The organism is Pseudomonas sp. WS 5051 (assembly GCF_012985715.1).
Lineage (GTDB): Bacteria > Pseudomonadota > Gammaproteobacteria > Pseudomonadales > Pseudomonadaceae > Aquipseudomonas > Aquipseudomonas bubulae.
In genome coordinates, this window is sequence record NZ_JAAQWV010000010.1 from 84,395 (window position 1) to 106,783 (window position 22,389).

Genomic DNA, 22,389 nt, shown 5'->3' on the forward strand with positions numbered 1-22,389 from the left:
CTTACCCCTTGACCGCGCCGGACGTCAGCCCGCGCAGAAAATACTTGCCCGCAAAGATGTAGACCAGCAGCGTCGGCAGCCCCGCGATCATGGCCGCAGCCATGTCCACGTTGTATTCCTTGGCGCCGGTGCTGGTATTGACCAGGTTGTTGAGCGCCACCGTAATCGGCTGCGCATCGCCACTGGCAAACACCACACCAAACAGAAAGTCGTTCCAGATTTGAGTGAACTGCCAGATCAGGCAGACCATGACGATGGGCACCGACATCGGCAGCAGGATGCGCCCGAAAATAGTGAAAAAGCCCGCACCGTCCAGACGCGCAGCCTTGACCAGCGCATCCGGGATACTCACGTAGTAGTTGCGGAAAAACAGCGTGGTAAAGGCCAGACCGTAGACCACATGAACCAGCACCAGGCCGGTGGTGGTGTTGGCCAGCCCCAGTTTGCCGATGGTGAACGAGGCCGGCAGCAACACCGTCTGAAACGGCAGGAAGCAGCCAAACAACAGCAGGCCGAAAAACAGCTGCGAACCGCGAAAACGCCACATCGACAAGACATAACCGTTCATGGCGCCGATAAAGGTCGAAATCAGGACCGCTGGCACGGTGATTTTCACCGAGTTCCAGAAATACCCGCCCACCGTGTCCCAGGCCTTGATCCAGCCGATACCGTCGATCACTTGCGGCCAGCTCAGCAGGTTGCCGGTGCGGATGTCTTCCGGGGTTTTGAAACTGGTAAGCAGCATCACCACCAGCGGCACCAGATACACCGCCGCCGCAAGGATCAGGGTGGCGTAGATCGCCACACGGCTGAAGGTAAAACGCTGAGCATTAATCATGGCGTTTGTTCCTCAGCTCGGAATACAGATACGGCACGAGAATGGCCAGAATCGCGCCCAGCATCATGATCGCGCTGGCAGAACCGATGCCCATTTGCCCACGGCTGAAAGTAAAGGAGTACATGAACATCGCAGGCAGATCCGAGGAGTAGCCAGGGCCACCGGCAGTCATCGCTGACACCAGGTCGAAGCTCTTGATGGCAATGTGCGCCAGGATCATGAAGGCGCTGAAAAACACCGGTCGCAGGCTCGGCAGGACAATGCGCAAGTAGATGGTCGGCAAGTTTGCGCCGTCGACCTGAGCGGCACGAATGATCGACTGATCAACCCCGCGCAACCCGGCCAGAAACATCGCCATGACAAATCCGGAGGCCTGCCATACCGCCGCGATCACCAGGCAGTACACCACCCGGTCCTGATCCAGCAGCCAGTCAAAGCGAAAGCCTTCCCAGCCCCAGTCACGAAGCATTTTATCCAGCCCCAGGCCCGGGTTGAGCAGCCATTTCCAGGCCGTACCGGTGACGATCATGGAGAGCGCCATCGGGTACAGGTAGATGGTGCGGATAAAACCTTCCTTGCGAATCCGCTGGTCGAGCAGAATCGCCAGGAACACGCCAATCACCAGGCTGATGACGATAAACATGCCACCAAACACCGCCAGGTTCTTGCTCGCAACCCACCAGCGGTCATTGGCCATCAAGCGCGCATATTGCTGCAGGCCGACCCACTGGTAGCTGGGCATAAAACTGGAGTTGGTGAACGACAGCAGGAACGTCCAAAAAATGTAGCCATAAAAGCCCACCAATACGATCAGCATGCTCGGCGCCAAAACCAGCTTGGGCAACCAGCGCTGCAGCGCATCAAAGGGCGAGGCCTTGCTGAACACAGCCACGGAACTCATCGAAATACTCCCGGCAGGGTATGCCGGCATCCGCCAATGCAGATGCCGCACAACCAGGGACAAGGGGGGGGAGCCACGCACAAGGCGTGGCGGGTCAGCTCAACGAATTACTGTGCCGACTTGATGGCCGAATAGAGCTTTTTCCCGGCAGTGGCCGGATCAGCACTCTTGTCGCTCATAAAGTTGCTTACCGTGTCGAAAATAGCGCCCTGTACCGCCAGCGAGGTGGCCATGTTATGCGCCATGCTCGGCAACTGACCGTGGGTTTTGCCCGCTTCGGCAAAATCCTTGGCCGAGGCCTGGGCACAGCTGTCGAACTTGCTCATGTCCAGGTCACTGCGTACCGGGATCGAGCCTTTGTTCTGGTTGAACACGTACTGGAATTCGGGTTCAAGGGCGACTTTGGCCACGTCGTTTTGCGCGGCGATATTGCCCGGCGTGTTGTTTTTCGCCGAGAGCTTGAACATTGCCAGTGAGTCGATGTTGTAGGTAAAGCTGCCCTGGGTGCCCGGAAACGGCACGCATTCGAAATCAGTACCGGCCTTTTTGCCCGCAGCAGCCCATTCGCTTTTCGCCCAGTCACCCATGATCTGCATGCCGGCCTTGCCGTTGATCACCTTGGCCGCTTCCAGGTTCCAGTCCTGGCCGGTGCCATCAGGGTCCATATAGCCCTGGAGTTTTTTCAGTTTGCTGAACACTTCAGCCATCTGCGGGCCGGTGAGGGTTTTCTCATCAAGATCGACGAACGCTTTTTTATAGCCTTGCGGGCCCATGACGCTCAGCACCAGGTCTTCAAAGACCGTGCTGTCCTGCCACGGCTGGCCGCCGTGGGCCAGGGGAATAAAGCCCGCTGCCTTGAGCTTGTCGCCCGCAGCAAAGAGTTCGTCAAGGGTAGTGGGCGCCTTGTCGATACCGGCCTTTTTGAAGACTTCAGGGTTGATCCACAACCAGTTCACCCGGTGAATATTCACCGGTACCGCCACGTAATGGCCGTCGTACTTCATGGTGTCGGATACAGTCTTGGACAGCATGCCATCCCAGTTGTTGGCCTTGGACACCTCATCGAGGTTGGTCAACAAACCCAGTGCGCCCCACTCCTGCAAGTCCGGGCCCTTGATCTGCGCCGCTGATGGTGGGTTGCCGGAGACGGCGCGGGTTTTCAGCACGGTCATGGCCGCAGCACCGCCACCGCCTGCTACAGCGCTGTCCTGCCAGGTATAACCGTCTTTTTCGATCAGTTTTTTCAGCACATCAACCGCTTTGGCTTCACCGCCGGAGGTCCACCAATGCACCACTTCAACCGTGCCTTTGGAATCGGCAGGGGCGGCAGCATAAGCACCCAGGGGGAACAGTGTTGCAAGCGAAATGACAACGGCGAGGCGATTGAATGAATTCATGTCGAGACCTTTCTTGTTGTTATAGCTGTGCAAGTCTTTTGCTTGCGCTGCTAGAGAGTGTATCCATCGCAAACTGCCTGCACGTAACGAACAGACGCCGAAATGTCACAACCTGGTGACATGGCGGCCGAGGTGATTGTTCTGTTCCAAAGATCTTTCAACAGCGCTAAACCCCGTATTCCTCTGGGCACTTAAGCTGCGCCTATCGATACATAAGGTATTTTCTGCGTTGCATGTAGGACGGATCCCGAAGTCGTTTTCCCACGTTGAACCTGCAAAAAACTTCAGCGAGGCTGCAACACTTCGCCACAATTCAAGAACGGATGCCGGCCCCCCCATCAGGAGATGAGTTTCATGCCAAAACAGCGCGCAACGCCCCAGAATCACTGTTTTATCAGCCAGCTACTGGATCCGGACGGCACCCCCTGCGCCTGGAAGCTGGACATTCGGCGCTCGGGGAAAGTACATGTCCACTGTTTCAATTTCACCGACTACGCGGATCAGGCTGCTGCCCTGGAGGCCGCTGAGACCATGCGTAACCAATTGGTTCTCAAAATGCCCCTGGCGTTTTCTTATGAAAACCGTCAGCGCCTTATGCCGCACAACACCAGCGGTCATCCAGGGGTGTACCGGGTCCGCTCCAACCAGATCGACTACTGGCGTGCGACAACCCGCATTCACGGCTACAACCTGAGCAAGAGCTTTCGCGTTGACCGGCATGGCGATGACGAGGCCAAACGTCTGGCGCTACAAGAGCGTCAGAGGCAACTGACTCTGTGCAATGAGCCCTACGACGTGGCCATGGAAAAACTGCAACAGCACTTCGGCCAGACCAGCAGGCGCGTGCGTGAGAACCGTATCAACGCCGCCATGAACAGCGACCACCCGCCCAGCCCCACCCTTGCAAAGCCTTCGGACAGCAACCTGGAACCCCTGTTGCCCATCAGCCCCGAGCAGGCGACCCTGTCGATCAATCGCCATTTCGCGGCAAGTGCAAAGTAACCCGCAGGCCGCCGGCCCGCAGGTTCTGCAAACTGACTTCACCGCCATGGCTATGGGCGATGCTGCGTGCAATCCCCAATCCGAGCCCGTAGCCCTGCTGCTGCCCGGCCAGGCGAAAGTGCGGTTCGAATACCTGCTCAAGACGCTGCTCGGGTACGCCCGGCCCCTCATCGTCAACCGTGAGGACAAAGGCCTGCTCATTGTCATCAATACGCAAATGCGCGTAGTGGCCGTACTTGAGCGCGTTATCGATCAGGTTGCCCATGCAGCGCCGCAGCGCCAGGGGTTTACCATAGTAAGGTCTGACAGCCCGGCCCTGCAGCGTTACGCGGCCGTTACCCTGGGGCAGCAGGTAAGGCTCGATCAGGCAGTCAAGCAACTGGTTCAAGTCCACGGCTTCGATATTTTCGTGAATATCGGTGTCTTTCACACATTGCAGCGCCCCTTTGACCAGCATTTCCAGCTCGTCCAGATCACGGCCGAATTTGTATTGCAGTTGTTCGTCGTCGAGCAGCTCGACCCGCAGGCGCAAGCGGGTAATGGGCGTGCGCAAATCATGGGAGATGGCACTGAACAACTGGCCGCGCTCGGTCAGATAACGACTGATGCGGGCACGCATGGTATTGAGGGCGCGCGCCACCTCGACCACTTCACTGCCGCCGCCCACCTCGACCAGCTTGACCTCGTCCTCACCCAGCGACATGTCCCGGGCCGCTCGCGCCAGACGCTTGAGCGGACGGCTTTGCCAGTGCATCAACAGGCCGATGAACAACAACAGAAAAATACTGCTGAGCACGATAAACCACACCTGCAGGGCCGGCAGCCCCTCCTCTTCGAGACTGGTGTAGGGCTGGGGCAACAAGGAGGCGATATACAGCCATTCACCGGGCACCATCTGGATTTGTGTGACCAGGATCGGCGGATCGACCGGCTCCAGCGTCAGTGCAAAATGCGCCCAGGAGCGCGGTAGCTCGTCGAGTTTGAGACCGGCATTGAAAATACGCAGATCCTGGGGGCTGACAAACTGCACCGACATCTCGACATTGGGCCCCACGGCCTCGCGCAATACCTGATCCACGGCATCCAGTACCGCCTGCTTGCGCTGGGTGGGCGGCAATACCTGCATATCCAGTGGTTTGTCGTTGAGGCTCACGACAAAACGCGTACCGCCCATGCTGCGCAGTTGATCCAGTACCAATGGGCGATAGGCCAGCGGCAGGGAACGCAGGTAGGCGACGGTGGCGTTCATCGAGTGGGCCAGGCTACGCGCGCTGTTGACCAGGCCTTCGAGTTGCGTGGTACGCAACTGCGACAACCAGATAGCACTGGACAGGGTTTGCGCCAGCAGGATCGCGAGCAAGGTCAGCAACAACATGCGTCCCAGCAGCGAACGGGGCATATGCCATTTGCGCAGGCGCTTAAAGGTCATTGCCGGACATGACCTGAGCCGCCAGCTGATAACCGCTGCCGCGGATGGTGCGGATCAGCCGTGGCGGCTTGTCAGTGTCACGCAGGCGCTGGCGCAGGCGGCTGACCGCCATGTCGACAATGCGATCAAGCGGCATCAGCTCACGCCCGCGGGTTGCATTGCCAATAGTGTCGCGGTCGAGAATCTGCTGCGGGTTATCCAGAAACAATTTGAGCAAGGCAAAATCTGCCCCCGACAAAATCACCTCTTCTCCATCGGTATGAAACAGCCGATGAGTCACGGTGTTCAGCCGCCACTCTTCAAATGCCAGCACCTCGTTGCCCGAGGTGGTAGCGACAAATTGTGCCCTGCGTAACAACGCCTTGATCCGCGCCAGCAGCTCACGGGGGCTGAAGGGTTTACCCAGGTAATCGTCGGCGCCCAGCTCAAGACCAATGATGCGATCGGCCTCGTCGGAACTGGCAGTGAGCATGATGATCGGGATCTGGGCAAAGCGCGGATGCTGACGCACCCAGCGGCACAGGCTGAAGCCGTCTTCATCGGGCAACATGACATCGAGGATCAACAGATCACTCGCCGCGCTGTCCAGCGTTTCGCGAAAACCGGCGCCATCTCCCACGGCACGCACCTGGAAACCGGCGCGGGTGAGATACAGATCAAGCAGGTCGCGAATTTCCTGGTCGTCATCGACCAGCAAAATGGATTTGCCGGGTGTGCTCACAGTGGTGTTCCTTATTGTTTTTATACGGCGATCCAAACTCTGTGGGAGCGGGCTTGCTCGCTCCCACAACAAGCCCACTCACGGAGCTTTCAGCCAAACGCCTGCTGCAACGCCACCCCGGCACCGATCAAACCCGGGTACGGCGCCGTCACCAGCCACACCGGGATACCCTTGAGGTAGTCGCTCATGCAGCCTTTGTCGGCAAAGCTGCGGGCAAAGCCGCTGGCCAGGAAGATATCGGCAAAGCGCGGAATCACCCCGCCGACGATATACACCCCGCCACGGCCACCGATGGTCAGCACATTGTTGCCCGCCACACGGCCCAGCCAGCAACTGAAATGCTCCAGCACTTGCAGCGCCACAGGGTCGCCCGCCAAAGCAGCCGCGGTAATGGCCCGGTCGCTGTCCAGTACCGGTGCATGGCCATCCACCGCACAAATCGCCCGATAGACCCGCGGCAAACCGCTGCCGCTCAAAATGCTCTCGGCGCTCACATGGCCGATTTCATTGTAGATGTGCTGCCACAACTGCACTTCACGCGGGTTGCTCATGGGCAGGTCGACATGCCCGCCCTCCCCCGGCAAGGCCATGAATTGACCCTCGCCGAGATTGAGCAAAGTGCCCACACCCAGCCCGGTGCCCGGCCCGATAACCACCGCCGGGCGCGTCGGGTCAACAACCCCCGGGCAAACCTGGCGCACATCTTCGGGTTGCAGCCGGGTCATGCCCAAGGCCATCGCGCTGAAGTCGTTGATCAGCAGCAGATTGTCGACCTGCAGCGCATGGCAGAAAGCCGAGCGGCTCAAGCGCCAATGGTTGTTGGTAAAACGAAATTCATCGCCACTCACCGGCCCGGCCACTGACAGACATACCGAGCCTACAGAGCCCGGAGCCAGTTCCAGCCTATCCAGGTAAAGCTTGATGGCATCTTCCGGGCAGGCGAAGTCTGCTGTGGGCAACACGCTGACCGAACGCAACTGGTCGTTTTCCCACAACGCAAAACGTGCGTTGGTACCGCCTATATCACCGACCAGTGCGAGCTTCATTTCAGATTTTCCAGAGACGAGGTAAAGGTGCTCGCGCCCTGCTCGGCCGAACTGAAGGCCTGACGCATAAACGCAAACAACTCACGCCCGGTGCCGACGGCATTATCCAGAGTGCCGACAGCCGGGGTGCGCGCGGCAAATTCTGCCTCATCCACCAGCAGTTGCAACGTACCTTTTACCCCATCGACACGAATTATGTCGCCGTCCTGCACCCGCGCCAGGGCGCCGCCAATCGAAGCCTCGGGGCTCACATGAATTGCTGCCGGGATCTTCCCCGACGCGCCTGACATCCGCCCGTCGGTAATCAGCGCCACCTTGAAGCCCCGATCCTGCAACACACCCAGAAACGGCGTCATCTTGTGCAGCTCGGGCATACCGTTGGAGCGCGGCCCCTGAAAACGCATCACGGCCACGAAGTCGTGTTCCAGCTCACCGGCCTTGAACGCATCGGCCAGTTGTTGCTGGTCCTGGAACACCCGCGCCGGGGCTTCGACGATCTGATGTTCGGGGGCTACCGCCGATACCTTCATCACGCCACGGCCCAGGTTGCCTTCCATCACCCGCAGGCCACCCTCGCCGGAGAATGCACGGGCAACCGGGCGCAGGATCGACTCGTCGAGGCTTTCAATCGGACCTTCACGCCATACCAGCTCGCCATCCACCAGGAACGGTTCGCGGGTGTAGCGGCTCAGGCCATAGCCCGCCACGGTGTTGACGTTTTCGTGAAGCAGACCGGCTTCCAGCAGCTCCCGAATCAGGAACGCCATACCACCGGCGGCCTGGAAGTGGTTGATATCGGCCTTGCCGTTTGGATACACGTGGGACAGGGTCGGTACCACCTCGGAGAGGTCGGCCATGTCTTGCCAGGTCAGCTGGATACCCGCCGACATGGCAATCGCCGGCATGTGCAAGGTGTGGTTGGTCGAACCGCCGGTGGCGTGCAGCGCAACGATGGAGTTGACCAGCGAACGCTCGTCAACGATCTCGCCCAGCGGCATGAAATCGCCGTTTTGCTTGGTCAGACGAGTGACTTGATGAGCCGCTTCGCGAGTCAGGGCATCGCGCAAAGGCGTGTAGGGGTTAACGAAAGAGGCGCCTGGCAAATGCAGGCCCATCACTTCCATCAGCAACTGGTTGGTGTTCGCGGTGCCGTAGAACGTGCAGGTGCCAGGGCTGTGGTAGGACTTCATCTCCGATTCCAGCAACTCTTCGCGGCTGGCCTTGCCTTCGGCGTAGCGCTGGCGCACATCGGCTTTTTCCTTGTTGGAAATGCCCGACGGCATCGGCCCACCCGGTACAAAGATGGTCGGCAAGTGACCAAAACGCAGCGCCCCCATCAGCAGGCCCGGCACGATCTTGTCGCAAATGCCCAGCATCAGCGCCGCGTCGAACATATTGTGGGACAGCGCCACGGCTGTGGACAAGGCAATCACTTCGCGGCTCAGCAAACTGAGTTCCATGCCCGGCTCGCCCTGGGTCACGCCGTCACACATGGCTGGAGTGCCACCGGCGAACTGGCCTACCGAGCCAATTTCACGCAATGCTTTTTTGATTTGTTCAGGAAAGTGCTCGTACGGCTGGTGCGCCGAGAGCATGTCGTTATATGACGAAACAATTGCCACGTTGGCCGCGTTCATCATCCGCAGGCTGTTTTTATCTTCAGTGCCACACCCTGCCACGCCGTGGGCGAAGTTCGCGCATTGCAGCTTGCCGCGTTGCGGGCCGTCGCCGGCAGCGCCACGAATAAGCGTCAGATACGCCTCGCGGGTTGCACGACTGCGGGCAATAAGACGCTCGGTGACTTCAAGAACGCGGGGATGCATGTGTTGAACTCCAGGCTAACGGATGTGGCGACCTGTGCGTGTCCTATGCTGACCGAAGGGCTCCGGGGAGCGACTTCAATCATTCGGACCCGTTGATTCAGGTCACTCGTTGTAGATAAAACAAAATATTGCCACTTAAATGGCTTGTTTTCTATTTTTATGCGAATAATCTTGTAATTCCAACAACAAATCGATGGCAGGCGCTTTCCATGACTCTACGAATCGCAATCAATGGTTTTGGCCGTATCGGCCGTAACGTCCTGCGCGCACTGTATACCCAAGGCTACCGTCAGGACCTGCAGATCGTCGCCATCAACGATCTGGGTGACAGTTCGATCAATGCCCATCTGCTCAAGTACGACACGGTTCACGGCACGTTCGACGCCAATGTCGAACACGATCAGGAAAGCCTGACCGTCAATGGTGACCGCATCAGCGTGACCGCCATTCGCAATCCGGCCGAACTGCCGTGGGCGGCACTGAACATCGATGTGGTGTTTGAATGCACAGGTTTGTTCACCGAGCGCAGCAAGGCACAAGCACATATTACTGCTGGCGCCCGCAAGGTGATTATCTCTGCTCCCGGCAAAAATGCCGATGCGACGGTGGTCTACGGTGTCAACCACGACATTTTGCGTCAATCCCACAACATTATTTCCAATGCTTCCTGCACGACCAACTGCCTGGCACCCGTGGCGCAGATCCTGCACCGCGAATTCGGCATTGAAAACGGCCTGATGACCACCATCCACGCCTACACCAATGACCAGAACCTGACCGACGTTTACCACTCGGACCCCTACCGCGCACGTTCGGCCACCCAGAACATGATCCCGAGCAAAACCGGCGCCGCCGAAGCCGTGGGCCTGGTATTGCCAGAACTCGCCGGCAAGCTCACCGGCATGGCCGTGCGGGTACCGGTGATCAACGTATCGCTGGTTGACCTGACCATTGAGCTCAAGCGCGAAACCACCGCAGCTGAAGTCAACGCGCTGTTCAAGGAAGCCAGCCAGCACTCCAAAGTACTGGGTTACAACACCCTGCCGCTGGTATCGAGCGACTTCAACCACAACCCGCTTTCGTCGATCTTCGATGCCAATCACACCAAAGTCAGCGGCAAACTGCTAAAAGTGCTGGCCTGGTACGACAACGAGTGGGGCTTCTCCAACCGCATGCTCGATAACTGCCTGGCGCTGCACAACGCGGAGTAACGCGATGATCGGTATCAGCTTCACCACGGCCACCCTGGCGGCGCGCAAGCGTATCGCCCTGGTGGCCCACGATCATTGCAAGGGCTTTTTGCTGGACTGGGCCGAACGCCACAAGGCAGCCCTCAGCCAGCATGACCTGTGCGCCACCGGCACCACCGGGCTGCTGCTGAGCCAGCGCCTGGGCCTGCCGATCGAAAGCATGATCAGCGGGCCGTTGGGCGGCGATCAACAGGTGGGGGCACGGATCGCCGAGCAACGGGTCGACATGCTGGTGTTCTTCTGGGACCCGTTCGAGCCCCAGCCCCACGACCCGGACATCAAGGCACTGCTGCGGGTTGCGGCAGTATGGAACATCCCCGTGGCGTGCAATGAATGCAGCGCCGACTACCTGCTCAGCAGCCCGCTGATGAGCCAGCCCCATGAACACCGCATTCCTGATTACAGTGCGTATTTGAAGGGTCGGGTTTAGGTTTATGGTGGGAGCGAGCCTGCTCGCGAAGACGCACTATCGTCTACGACCTTCGCGAGCAGGCTCACTCCCACCAGAACGATTTCAAACCATTTCAAAACAGCACTTGACCAATAGCACAGATGATAAGCATTATCATTCGCTCAAAATCGGTCGGGTAGCACTGTGAGTCAGTCCCACTTCAATCAAGTCTTCCTTACCCAACGGGTAACCCTGCTGCGCACCCTGGAGCGGATGGTCAACAACCACAGCACCGCCGAAGACCTGCTGCAGGAGACCTACCTGCGCGTAACCCGCGCCTTGAGCGAACGCAGCGTCGAGCACCTTGAGCCCTTTGTGTTCCAGACCGCACGCAATCTGGCGCTTGACCACCTGCGCGCCCGGCGGATCCAGTCACGCACCGTGGTCGAAGATGTGCCCACTGAAGTGATCGAAGGCGTTGCCTCCCCTCTCAGCACCCCTGAAGAAGCCCATCAAGCCGCGCAACTACTGGAGCGTCTGAGTGTGAGCCTGAGCCAGTTAAGTGCCCGTCAACAACGGATTTTCATCCTCAGCCGCCTGCATGGCTGCAGTTATCAGGAGATTGCCGAAGAGCTTGACGTTTCCTTGAGCACCGTTCAAAAGGAACTCAAATTGATCATGGCAATCTGCATCGGGGTAGCCGACAGACTCAATCGCCCTTAACCTTGACCGGCGATGCCTGCTAGAACGCTCTGAAACTGCCAAGGAACATCCGTGACGGACACTCACAAATCTGCCGTGCCAGAACTGGCGCAAGACGTGCTGCAGGACAGCGCCATGGATCAGGCACTGGAATGGCTGATTACTCTTGAGTGTGCGAGCGACGAACAAAAAGCCGCTTTCGAAAACTGGCTCAATGCCGACCCCGCCCATGCCCAGGCCTTTGCCAAGGCCAATGCGATCTGGAACGGCGAACCGCTGCTGGCCGCCGCGCAAACCCTGCAAGCCCGCCGTAGCCCCGGCCTGTTGCGGCGCATAGGACGACACTGGAAACACCTGGCAACTGCGGCGGTGGTGATTATCAGCGTCGGCAGCTACAGCAATGTACCGTTACGCCTGCAAGCCGATCACCTGACCGTGGTGGGCGAGCGCCAGCGCCTGCAACTCGAGGACGGCTCAAAAGTGCTGCTTAACACCAACTCGGCGTTTTCCAGCAAGGTGGTCAATGCCCAAAGCAGCGCCCGCCTGTATCAGGGCGAAGCGTATTTCGAAATTCCCGCCGACCTGGAGTTCCCGCTGGTGCTTGATGCTGGCCCCGTGCGCGTCAGCGTGCGCGACACCGCCTTCGCCGTGAGCTACCTCAATGGTGAAACACAGGTGCGGGTGCAGCGCGGCGACGTCGACTTGCGGGTCAACAGTGCCGGTGCGCAAATGCGCCTGTCGGCTGGCAACAGCGTGCGCATTGGCCCTGACGGCTTTAGCAAGACCGCCCGGCTCAACCCCCAGACCGACCTGGCCTGGGTGCAGGGGCGCCTGGTGTTCGAAAACTGCCCGATGGGCAAGGTGCTGGATGAAGTACGCCGCTACTACCCAGGCTGGATCGTCAACAACAACGACAAACTCGCCAACGTGGCAGTGACCGGCAACTACCGGCTGGATCAGCCTCTGGATATCGTCCGCTCACTGGCCCATATCACCTCAAGTAGCCTTTCAGAATTCCCGGCGTTGGTAATTCTCAATTAAAAGTAGGTTTTTTTACTCGATAGCCTAAGGTCATACGTCTCGTTGTAGTCAATGCAACTGATTCGCATTTTGAGTCAGCTTCGCAACTATAAGATTCGTTCACCACGGAGCGCTATCAATGCCCACTCGTTTCAACAGCCGGTCCTCATCCAACGCCCGCAAGGGTGGTTTGCAGCAGTGCACGTTGTCGTTGTTGACCGCCGCCATGCTTTTGGCCGGTGTGCAGGCGGCTCCAGCCCTGGCGGCGACCGATGAGCAGCCGGCGACCCGCTCCGTGGGCAATTACAAGTTTGCGATCTCCCAGCAGCCATTGGCCTCCGCGCTTAACGATTTCAGCACGGTGACCGGCTGGCAGGTCGGCCTGCCGGCAGAGCTGGCGCAGAATGTGTCCTCGCCCGGCGTGCGCGGTTCACTCACCCCGGAAAAAGCCCTGGAGCGCCTGTTGATCGGCACCAACCTGGGCTACCGCAAGCTGGCCAGCAACAATATCGTGCTGGAAAAGCGCAGCAGCTCCACCGGCACCCTGGCCCTGCAACAAGTCACCATCAGCGCCACTCGCCAGGAGCAGGACGTGAACTCGGTGCCCAGCACCATTACCGTCCATGACCGCCAGGATATGGACCGCGATAACGTCAATACCATCAAGGACCTGGTGCGCTATGAGCCGGGTGTCTCGGTAGGCGGCGCCGGCCAGCGTGGCGGCATCAGCAACTACAACATCCGCGGCATCGACGGCGACCGGATCCTGACCCAGGTGGACGGCGTTGAGATCCCCAACTCGTTCTTCAACGGCCCGTACGCCAAGACCCAGCGCAACTACGTCGACCCGGAAATCATCAAGCGCGTCGAAATCCTCCGTGGCCCGGCGTCGGTACTTTATGGCAGCAACGCCATTGGCGGTGCCGTCAGCTACTTCACCCTCGACCCCAATGACATCATCAAGCCGGGCCAGGATGTTGGCGCCCGCCTCAAGGCCGGCTACAGCTCGGCCGATCGCAGTTGGTTGAAATCCGGCACCGTCGCCGGCCGCTCGGGCGACTTCGACGGCTTGTTGCACCTGAGCCAGCGCGACGGTCACGAAACCGAATCCTACGGTGACCACGGCGGCACCGGGCTGTCCCGTACCGCGGCCAACCCTGAAGATACCAAAACCACCAACGTACTGGCCAAGCTGGGCTGGAACTACAACGATGACGACCGTCTTGGCTTCACTTATGAGAAGTACAAGGACCGCCTCGACATCAATGAAAAAAGCGCGGTCGGCGGACCGTTCAACAACGGCCAGCCGCTGGGCATGTACCTGTCGCGTAACGGCAAGGACACCATCAGCCGCGAGCGTTTCGGCCTGGAAAACAGCATGGCGCTGGATACCGCCGTGGCTGACCACTTCAAGTGGAGCCTGAACTACCAGATCGCCAAAACCGACCAGAACACCCTGGAAGACTACTTCCCCTACAGCCGTCATGTGATGCGTTCGCGCAACACCACCTACGAAGAAAAAACCTGGGTACTGGACGCCCAGGCAGACAAAGCCTTCCATATTGCTGACACCGATCACCTGCTGACCTACGGTGCCACTATCAAGCACCAGAAAGTCACCGGTTCGCGCAGTGGCTCGGGCACCTGCCTGGCAGTAGGCAATGGTTGCACCGCCGTGGGCGCCGACAGCCCGAAAGATTACCTGGTCAAATCCAGCGACTTCCCCGACCCGACCATCAACACCTACAGCCTGTTCGCCCAGGACCAGATCAGCTGGAATGACTGGACCTTCATGCCCGGCCTGCGCTACGACTACACCAAGCTGACGCCGCATATCACCCAGGAATTCCTCAACACCGTCAACAGCGACCAGAAAGGCACCGTAAGCGATGCAGACAAGGTCTGGCACCGCCTGTCGCCAAAACTGGGCGTCACTTACGCGTTCAACGACAACTACACCTGGTACGGCCAGTACGCCGAAGGCTTCCGCACCCCGACCGCCAAGGCGCTGTACGGTCGATTTGACAACCTGCAGGCAGGCTACTCGGTAGAGCCGAACCCGGATCTGGAACCGGAAAAAAGCAAAAGCTACGAGACCGGCCTGCGCGGCAACTTTGACGCTGGCTCATTCGACGTGGCGGTGTTCTATAACAAGTACCGCGACTTCATTAACGAAGATGCCATCACCCCCGGCTACGACGACCTCAAGTTCCAGGCCAATAACATTAAGCACGCCACCATCAAGGGTGCCGAGGTCAAAGGCCGCCTGAACCTGGACGCTTTCGGCGCGCCACAGGGCCTCTATACCCGTGGTTCCGTGGCATATGCCCACGGTCGCAACGAAGACACCGGCCAGCCGATCAACAGCGTCAACCCGCTGACCGCCGTGATGGGCCTGGGCTACGAGCAGCAGAACTATGGCGCCCTGGTGAGCTGGACCCTGGTCAAGAGCAAGGACCAGGTCGACGACACCAGCTACTTCGCCCCCGATGGCACCAGCAAGCAGTTCAAGTCGCCTGGCTATGGTGTGCTCGACCTGACCGGTTTCTACAAGGTCACCAAGGACGTCACCGTCAATGCCGGCCTGTACAACCTGACCGACAAGAAATACTGGAACTGGGATGACGTGCGCGGCTACGACAGCGTGGGTGAGGCCGGCGTGCTGAACCCGGCCAATATGGAGCGACTGACCGCGCCGGGCCGCAACTTCTCGATCAATCTGGTCTGGGATATCTGATCAGCCACGCTCACTGCGCAGAATTTTGCTCTGCGCAGTGAGGATTTTTTACTGTGATGCGTCTTCCTGATCGTCTAGTTACAAAGCGCATCTCATTCTCAAGGATTTTTTCATGACCACTGCTGATTCCGCATCACGTCCGGCCTTGCGTTCCCAACGTCTGAACCAGATCACCAACGAGCCGCATCAAAAGCTCGACGCTTTGGTCAAGGCGCACAAGCCATTTGATGACGTGGCCAGCTTCGCCCGCTTTGTCGTCGCCCAGTACCTGTTCCAGTCGGAGCTCAAGGCGCTGTACACCGACCCGGCCCTGAAAGAAATCGTCCCTGACCTGCCAGAGCGCTGCCGCGCCGAGCAAGCCAAGGCCGACCTGGCCGACCTCAACACCGAAGTGCCTGCCCCGGTTGCCGGCGCGGTCAACTCGCCAAGCAAGGCTGAAGCACTGGGCTGGATCTTCGTTTCCGAAGGCTCCAAGCTGGGCGCTGCATTCCTGATCAAGCGTGCTGTGGGCCTGGGCCTGAGCGACAGCTTCGGCGCCCGCCACCTGGGCGAGCCTGCCGGTGGCCGTGCCGAAGGCTGGAAAAGCTTTATCCGCACCCTCGACGGCCTGGAACTGACGGCTGAAGAAGAAGCCGACCTCGACAAAGGTGCAGTAGCGGCCTTTGAGCGTTTTACCGTATTACTGGAACACGCCTACGCTGCTCAGCCAGAACTGGCTTAAGCTGACAGGCCCGACCAGCGCACGCTGGTCGGGTGTCCTTTTATGCGTCCTGAGCTTATGACCCGCCAAACCCGATCCACGTCGAAAATCGCCCGAATCCTGTTCGGCTTGCTGGCCTATGTGAGCCTGGGCATTGGCCTGATTGCGATTGTGATTCCTGGCCTGCCGACCACCGAATTTATTTTGCTCGCCGCCTGGGCCGCGACCAAAAGCTCCCCGCGCTTGAGTGCCTGGCTGGAAAACCACCGGTTGTTTGGTCCGATCCTGAGCAACTGGCGCAACGGCAAGATCATCAAGCGCAACGCCAAAATCAGCGCCACTGTCAGCATGTTGTTGTGCGCAGGGCTGATGCTGTATGTGCTGGATCACAACTGGCCGGTGTTTCTGGCGATAGCCGGCATGAGCATGGGCAATCTGTGGATCTGGTCGCGACCGGAGCGCTTGCCAAGCCCTTCGTAGCAGCTGACGAGCGGAGCACTCATAAGGCTTTTTACAGGAACTGGCCCCCCTCGGAATTTATGAGCGCCGCACACCTGTGGGAGCTGGCTTGCCTGCGATACTGACACCCCGGTGTATCAGGCAAACGGCGGCGATGCCATCGCGAGCAAGCCCGCTCCCACAAATCGCCACTTACAACGCCAACGCCCCGCTATACAGCGCATAAGCTGCCGCCAGTGCCGTTATCACCACCATCGCGAATATCACCTTCTCCCAGGGCTTGAACAGCAGCTCACCCTGCTCGCGCTTGGCCTTGGCGAAAAAGAACACCCCCGGTGCATACAGCAACGCCGAGAGCAGCAGGTATTTGGGCCCCGCCGCATATAACAGCCACATCGCATAAATCAGCGCCACCGCCCCTACCAGCAGGTCCTTGACCCTCCGCCGCCCCGCCCGCTCGTAAGTCTCGCCCCTCACGCACAGCAGCACCGCGTAAGCTGCCGACCACAGGTAAGGCACCAGGATCATCGATGACGCCAGATAGATAAGACTGGTGTAAGTACCGGCGGACACCAGGGTGATCGCCAGGAAAATCTGGATCATCGAGTTGGTCAGCCACAGGGCATTGACCGGCACATGGTTGGCGTTTTCCTTTTTCAGGAACGCCGGCATGGTGTTGTCCCGGGCTGTGGCATAGAGGATCTCGGCGCACAGCAACGCCCACGACAGCAGCGCCCCCAGCAGCGAGATCGCCAGCCCGATACTGATCAGTATCGCACCCCACTCTCCCACCACATGCTTGAGCACCCCGGCCATCGACGGGTTTTGCAGACTGGCCAGTTCCGGCTGGCTCATGATCCCCAGCGACAGCACGTTCACTAGCACCAGCAGGGCCAGCACGCCGAGAAAGCCAATAACCGTAGCCTTGCCCACATCCGAACGTTTCTCGGCACGGCCCGAGTAGACACTGGCACCTTCAATACCGATAAACACGAAAACCGTCACCAGCATCATGTTGCGCACCTGGTCCATCACGCTGCCCAGGCTGGGTGTTTGTGTGCCCCAAAAATCCCGGGTGAAAATATCGGCCTTGAACGCCACGGCGGTGAGCACGATAAACATCACAATGGGGACGATTTTGGCCACGGTGGTCAGCTGGTTGATAAACGCCGCTTCCTTGATCCCGCGCAGCACCAGGAAATGCACCCCCCACAGCAGCAACGATGCGCAACCTATGGCGATCGGCGTGTTGCCCTGGCCAAACACCGGGAAAAAATAGCCCAGGGTGCTGAACAGCAATACGAAGTAACCGACGTTGCCCATCCAGGCGCTGATCCAGTAGCCCCAGGCTGACGAGAAACCCATGTAGTCGCCAAACCCGGCCTTGGCGTAGGCATACACCCCCGAATCCAGCTGCGGCTTGCGATTGGCCAGGGTCTGGAACACAAAGGCCAGCGCCAGCATGCCCACTGCCGTGATTGCCCAGCCGATCAACACGGCACCACCGGCAGCATGCTCGGGGATATTTTGTGGCAACGAAAAAATCCCGCCTCCAATCATCGAGCCGACAACCAACGCGATCAGGGCGTTGAGCCTAAGCTTTTGCGTCTGTTGCGACATCGTCACCTCGCTGTACTACTTGGTTAAAACTTATGAATATCAGGCTACAGACGTTCACTGACTAAATATATGCAGTGCCCAAACGTTTAATAGATCCCCGCAATAAGCCGTGCTTCCCTGATAACCATTGCGCCTATTGAAACCTAAAAAACCGTTCATATATAGATGACGATTTAATTTCATGGAGGGGTTCATGAAACTTGAAGATGACATTTGCAAATCTGGAAATACTGGCTAGCTTCAATCCCCACGACACCGTGGGTAACGAACGTATTAATACCTGAAAACATCTCTGGAGTAAGGCTTTCAGGAAGCGTCATAAAAATGCGTGATCGCGACCTTCCCCGCTCTATCAACAATGGAATGTAGTAATGCCCTGATCTATGTCAAACGGCTTGAATATCAATGGACTTAACTTTGAAGCCTCACTTCTCCTAGATTGGAGTCACTACAAATGTCTGATACTCCTGGAAAACTGCGACTGGGTGCGTTGGTTGCTCTGGTAGTCGGCTCAATGATTGGCGGCGGGATTTTTTCGCTGCCTCAAAACATGGCCGCCAGCGCTGATGTCGGCGCAATCCTGATCGGTTGGGCAATTACCGCTGTCGGTATGTTGACCCTCGCTTTTGTGTTCCAGACCCTCGCCAATCGCAAACCTGACCTTGACGGCGGCGTGTATGCCTACGCCAAAGCAGGCTTCGGCGATTACATGGGTTTCTCGTCAGCCTGGGGCTACTGGATCAGCGCCTGGCTGGGTAACGTCGGCTACTTCGTGTTGCTGTTCAGCACCCTGGGTTACTTCTTCCCGATCTTCGGCGAAGGCAATACCCCCGCCGCCATCATCGGCGCCTCGATCCTGCTCTGGGCCGTGCATTTCCTGGTACTGCGCGGGATCAAGGAAGCAGCGTTCATCAACCTGGTAACCACCGTTGCCAAGGTCGTACCGCTGGTTCTGTTTATCCTGATTGCCCTCTTCGCGTTCAAACTGGACATCTTTACCAGTGACATCTGGGGCGTAAAAAACCCGGACCTGGGCAGCGTGATGGATCAGGTGCGCAACATGATGCTGGTCACCGTTTGGGTGTTCATCGGTATCGAAGGCGCAAGCATCTTCTCTTCCCGTGCCGAAAAACGTTCGGACGTGGGTCGGGCCACCGTGATCGGCTTTATCACCGTGCTGCTGTTGCTGGTACTGGTAAACGTGCTGTCGCTGGGCATCATGACTCAGCCTGAACTGGCAAAACTGCAAAACCCTTCGATGGCGGCCGTGCTAGAGCATGTGGTCGGTCACTGGGGTGCAGTACTGATCAGCGTCGGCTTGATCATCTCGCTGCTGGGTGCCCTGCTCTCCTGGGTACTGCTGTGCGCAGAGATCATGTTCTCGGCGGCCAAGGACCACACCATGCCGGCCTTCCTGAAAAAGGAAAACGCCAACCATGTACCGGTCAACGCCCTGTGGCTGACCAACGCCATGGTGCAACTGTTCCTGATCATCACCCTGTTCTCGGCCAGTACTTATCTGTCGCTGATCTACCTGGCGACCTCGATGATCCTGGTGCCTTACCTCTGGTCTGCAGCCTACGGCTTCCTGCTGGCGGTACGTGCCGAGACTTACGAGAACGCCCTGGCAGAACGCAAGAAAGATCTGATCATCGGCGGTATCGCCCTGATCTACGCGATCTGGCTGATCTATGCCGGCGGCCTCAAGTACCTGCTGTTGTCGGCCCTGCTCTATGCACCTGGCGCCATTCTGTTCGCCAAGGCCAAGCGTGAAAGCGGCCAGCCCGTGTTCACCAACATCGAGAAAGTGATTTTTGCCGCAGTAGTGATCGGCGCCCTGGTGGCTGCCTATGGTCTCTACGACGGTTTCCTGACCCTGTAACAACCTGTTTGTGTACTTTGGAGGATGACTGTAATGACCACGGAAAAAGTGAAATACGGCGTGCATTCCGAAGCCGGTAAGCTACATAAGGTTATGGTGTGTTCCCCAGGCCTGGCTCACCAGCGCCTGACCCCAAGCAACTGCGATGAATTGCTGTTCGATGACGTACTGTGGGTCAACCAGGCCAAGCGTGACCACTTCGACTTCGTCACCAAAATGCGCGACCGCGGCATTGATGTGCTGGAAATGCACAACCTGCTGACCGATATCGTTGCCATCCCGGAAGCCCTGGACTGGATTCTGGACCACAAAGTGACCCCCAATCAGGTGGGTGTGGGCCTGGTCAACGAAGTCAAATCCTGGCTTAAAAGCCTTGAGCCACGCCAAATTGCCGAGTACCTGATCGGCGGCGTGTCGGCAGACGATCTGCCAGACAGCTTTGGTGGCAAGACCATCCAGATGTTCCGTGACTTCCTCGGTCACACCAGCTTTATCCTGCCACCGCTGCCCAACACCCAGTTCACCCGTGACACCACTTGCTGGATCTACGGTGGCGTGACGCTGAACCCTATGTACTGGCCGGCGCGTCGTCAGGAAACCCTGCTGACCACCGCGATCTACAAGTTCCACCCTGAGTTCACCAACGCCGACTTCCAGATCTGGTACGGCGACCCGACAGTCGACCATGGCAACGCCAGCCTTGAAGGCGGCGACGTGATGCCAATCGGCAACGGCGTAGTCCTGATCGGTATGGGCGAGCGCACGTCACGTCAGGCCATTGGCCAACTGGCACAAAACCTGTTCAAGAACGGCGCTGTAGAACGAGTGATCGTTGCCGGTATGCCCAAGTCCCGCGCGGCGATGCACCTGGACACCGTGTTCAGCTTCTGCGACCGCGACCTGGTAACCATCTTCCCTGAAGTCGTGAACCAGATCGTTGCGTTCTCGGTGTACCCGGACGACAAGAAACAAGGCGGCGTGGACGTACGACGCGAAGAAGGCCACTTCCTCGACGTAGTGGCCAAGGCCCTGGGCGTGAAAAAACTGCGTGTGGTCGAAACCGGCGGCAACTCGTTCGCAGCAGAACGCGAGCAGTGGGATGACGGTAACAACGTGGTGGCCCTGGAGCCTGGCGTGGTGATCGGTTACGACCGCAACACCTACACCAACACCCTGCTGCGCAAGGCTGGCGTTGAAGTCATCACCATCAGCGCCTCCGAACTGGGCCGCGGCCGTGGCGGCGGTCACTGCATGACCTGCCCGATCGTGCGTGACCCTGTCGACTATTAATCTACCCATTTGATTGCTTGCCCCGGCCCCAACACGGGGCCGGTGCAAGCCGGTTAACCCGAAACCAAGGAGATCACCATGGCTTTTAACATGAAAAACCGCAGCCTTCTGAGCCTGATGCACCACACTCCACGTGAGTTGCATTTCCTGCTCGATCTGTCCCGCGATCTCAAGCGCGCCAAGTACACCGGTACTGAAGAGCCGCACTTGAAAGGCAAAAACATCGCCCTGATCTTCGAAAAAACGTCGACCCGCACCCGTTGCGCATTTGAAGTAGCAGCCCACGACCAGGGCGCGCACGTTACCTACATCGACCCGGTTTCTTCACAGATCGGTCACAAAGAAAGCATGAAAGACACCGCCCGCGTTCTGGGCCGCATGTTTGACGCCATCGAATACCGTGGCTTTGAACAGGCTGTTGTCGAAGAGCTGGCCAAATACGCAGGCGTGCCGGTGTTCAACGGCCTGACCGCTGAGTTCCACCCGACGCAAATGATCGCCGACGTGCTGACCATGCGCGAACACAGCGACAAGCCGCTGCACAACATCAGCTACGCGTACCTGGGCGACGCCCGCAACAACATGGGTAACTCGCTGCTGCTGATCGGTGCCAAACTGGGCATGGACGTGCGTATTGCCGCACCAAAAAGCCTGTGGCCGGAAGAGTCGTTCGTTAAACAGTGCCAGGAATTCGCCAAGGAAAGCGGTGCCAAAATCACCCTGACCGAAGACCCTAAAGCTGCCGTCAAAGGCGTGGACTTTATCCACACCGACGTCTGGGTATCGATGGGCGAGCCGGTTGAAGCCTGGAACGACCGTATCAAGCTGCTGCTGCCTTACCAGGTCAACAGCGACATGATCAAGGCGGCAGAAAATCCACGCGTGAAGTTCATGCACTGTCTGCCTGCGTTCCACAACTGTGAAACCAAGGTCGGCAAAGACGTGGCCGAGCACCATCCAAACCTGAAAAACGGCATTGAAGTGACCGAGGAAGTGTTCGAGTCCCCTGTCAACATCGCCTTTGAGCAAGCTGAAAACCGCATGCACACCATCAAGGCGATTTTGGTCGCGGCATTGGCTGATATCTAAGCCTGGCTCACAGTCGTTATGTGAATGCATAACGACTGTGGGAGCGAGCCTGCTCGCGAACGAGCTTCGCGAGCAGGCTCGCTCCCACACAA

The 22,389-nt window shown here is 58.5% G+C and carries 19 protein-coding genes; 11 read left to right on the forward strand and 8 right to left on the reverse strand.

Annotated elements, in window-relative coordinates:
- Nucleotide 1 precedes the first annotated feature (1 nt).
- The 3 genes from HBN79_RS16840 to HBN79_RS16850 all read right to left on the reverse strand — a co-directional run bounded on the left by HBN79_RS16840 (nucleotide 2) and on the right by HBN79_RS16850 (nucleotide 3,136).
- A complete protein-coding gene (locus HBN79_RS16840) occupies nucleotides 2–838 on the reverse strand; it encodes a carbohydrate ABC transporter permease (RefSeq protein WP_095003274.1) in 837 nt (278 codons plus the stop codon).
- Entirely contained in the window at nucleotides 831–1,739 is a 909-nt protein-coding gene (locus HBN79_RS16845; RefSeq protein WP_095003275.1) for a sugar ABC transporter permease, read from the reverse strand. Before HBN79_RS16845 ends, HBN79_RS16840 begins: the two co-directional genes overlap by 8 nt.
- 107 nt (nucleotides 1,740–1,846) lie before the next feature.
- The gene (locus HBN79_RS16850; protein ID WP_095019694.1) at nucleotides 1,847–3,136 is read right to left on the reverse strand and encodes an ABC transporter substrate-binding protein; all 1,290 of its coding nucleotides are present in this window, start codon (nucleotides 3,134–3,136) and stop codon (nucleotides 1,847–1,849) included.
- Between the two features lie 354 nt (nucleotides 3,137–3,490).
- Here HBN79_RS16850 and HBN79_RS16855 point away from each other — a divergent pair, with 354 nt between their 5' ends.
- Nucleotides 3,491–4,138: an AP2 domain-containing protein gene (locus HBN79_RS16855; protein WP_095020852.1), complete on the forward strand. Its 648-nt coding sequence runs from the start codon at nucleotides 3,491–3,493 to the stop codon at nucleotides 4,136–4,138.
- Here the strand turns inward: HBN79_RS16855 and HBN79_RS16860 are convergent.
- From HBN79_RS16860 to edd, 4 genes are all read right to left on the reverse strand, one after another.
- Nucleotides 4,107–5,567, reverse strand: coding sequence for a HAMP domain-containing sensor histidine kinase (locus HBN79_RS16860; RefSeq protein ID WP_169916917.1), 1,461 nt, complete (start codon nucleotides 5,565–5,567; stop codon nucleotides 4,107–4,109). The two genes, HBN79_RS16855 and HBN79_RS16860, sit on opposite strands and share 32 nt — an antisense overlap.
- Nucleotides 5,557–6,288, reverse strand: coding sequence for a response regulator transcription factor (locus HBN79_RS16865; RefSeq protein WP_095019828.1), 732 nt, complete (start codon nucleotides 6,286–6,288; stop codon nucleotides 5,557–5,559). The genes HBN79_RS16860 and HBN79_RS16865 overlap by 11 nt, the downstream gene beginning before the upstream one ends.
- Before the next feature lie 89 nt (nucleotides 6,289–6,377).
- Nucleotides 6,378–7,334, reverse strand: coding sequence for a glucokinase (locus HBN79_RS16870; protein WP_095020850.1), 957 nt, complete (start codon nucleotides 7,332–7,334; stop codon nucleotides 6,378–6,380).
- Entirely contained in the window at nucleotides 7,331–9,157 is a 1,827-nt protein-coding gene (gene edd, locus HBN79_RS16875; RefSeq protein WP_095001384.1) for a phosphogluconate dehydratase, read from the reverse strand. Before edd ends, HBN79_RS16870 begins: the two co-directional genes overlap by 4 nt.
- 209 nt (nucleotides 9,158–9,366) lie before the next feature.
- Here edd and gap point away from each other — a divergent pair, with 209 nt between their 5' ends.
- The 7 genes from gap to HBN79_RS16910 all read left to right on the forward strand — a co-directional run bounded on the left by gap (nucleotide 9,367) and on the right by HBN79_RS16910 (nucleotide 16,437).
- Nucleotides 9,367–10,368 carry a type I glyceraldehyde-3-phosphate dehydrogenase gene (gene gap / locus HBN79_RS16880; protein ID WP_169916918.1) on the forward strand — a complete coding sequence of 334 codons (1,002 nt, stop codon included), beginning with the start codon at nucleotides 9,367–9,369 and terminating at the stop codon, nucleotides 10,366–10,368.
- A 4-nt stretch (nucleotides 10,369–10,372) separates the two neighbouring features.
- Nucleotides 10,373–10,837: a methylglyoxal synthase gene (locus HBN79_RS16885; RefSeq protein WP_095001382.1), complete on the forward strand. Its 465-nt coding sequence runs from the start codon at nucleotides 10,373–10,375 to the stop codon at nucleotides 10,835–10,837.
- 165 nt (nucleotides 10,838–11,002) lie between these two features.
- Entirely contained in the window at nucleotides 11,003–11,521 is a 519-nt protein-coding gene (locus HBN79_RS16890; protein WP_095001381.1) for an RNA polymerase sigma factor, read from the forward strand.
- A gap of 51 nt (nucleotides 11,522–11,572) precedes the next feature.
- The gene (locus HBN79_RS16895; protein WP_095001380.1) at nucleotides 11,573–12,541 is read left to right on the forward strand and encodes a FecR domain-containing protein; all 969 of its coding nucleotides are present in this window, start codon (nucleotides 11,573–11,575) and stop codon (nucleotides 12,539–12,541) included.
- Between the two features lie 118 nt (nucleotides 12,542–12,659).
- Entirely contained in the window at nucleotides 12,660–15,257 is a 2,598-nt protein-coding gene (locus HBN79_RS16900; protein WP_095001379.1) for a TonB-dependent receptor, read from the forward strand.
- A 112-nt stretch (nucleotides 15,258–15,369) separates the two neighbouring features.
- The gene (locus HBN79_RS16905; RefSeq protein ID WP_095001378.1) at nucleotides 15,370–15,978 is read left to right on the forward strand and encodes a biliverdin-producing heme oxygenase; all 609 of its coding nucleotides are present in this window, start codon (nucleotides 15,370–15,372) and stop codon (nucleotides 15,976–15,978) included.
- Between the two features lie 57 nt (nucleotides 15,979–16,035).
- Nucleotides 16,036–16,437, forward strand: coding sequence for a YbaN family protein (locus HBN79_RS16910; RefSeq protein WP_095001397.1), 402 nt, complete (start codon nucleotides 16,036–16,038; stop codon nucleotides 16,435–16,437).
- Between the two features lie 171 nt (nucleotides 16,438–16,608).
- Here HBN79_RS16910 and arcD (HBN79_RS16915) read toward each other — a convergent pair whose 3' ends face one another.
- Nucleotides 16,609–18,036 carry an arginine-ornithine antiporter gene (gene arcD, locus HBN79_RS16915; protein ID WP_169916919.1) on the reverse strand — a complete coding sequence of 476 codons (1,428 nt, stop codon included), beginning with the start codon at nucleotides 18,034–18,036 and terminating at the stop codon, nucleotides 16,609–16,611.
- A gap of 454 nt (nucleotides 18,037–18,490) precedes the next feature.
- Between arcD (HBN79_RS16915) and arcD (HBN79_RS16920) the strand changes: the two genes are divergently transcribed.
- The 3 genes from arcD (HBN79_RS16920) (at nucleotide 18,491) to HBN79_RS16930 (ending at nucleotide 22,297) form a co-directional block, all read left to right on the forward strand.
- A complete protein-coding gene (arcD, locus tag HBN79_RS16920; protein ID WP_029611554.1) occupies nucleotides 18,491–19,918 on the forward strand; it encodes an arginine-ornithine antiporter in 1,428 nt (475 codons plus the stop codon).
- A gap of 33 nt (nucleotides 19,919–19,951) precedes the next feature.
- Nucleotides 19,952–21,208 carry an arginine deiminase gene (gene arcA, locus HBN79_RS16925; RefSeq protein WP_088377977.1) on the forward strand — a complete coding sequence of 419 codons (1,257 nt, stop codon included), beginning with the start codon at nucleotides 19,952–19,954 and terminating at the stop codon, nucleotides 21,206–21,208.
- 78 nt (nucleotides 21,209–21,286) lie between these two features.
- Nucleotides 21,287–22,297, forward strand: a complete 1,011-nt coding sequence (locus HBN79_RS16930) for an ornithine carbamoyltransferase (protein WP_095001376.1) — start codon at nucleotides 21,287–21,289, stop codon at nucleotides 22,295–22,297.
- Nucleotides 22,298–22,389 lie beyond the last annotated feature (92 nt).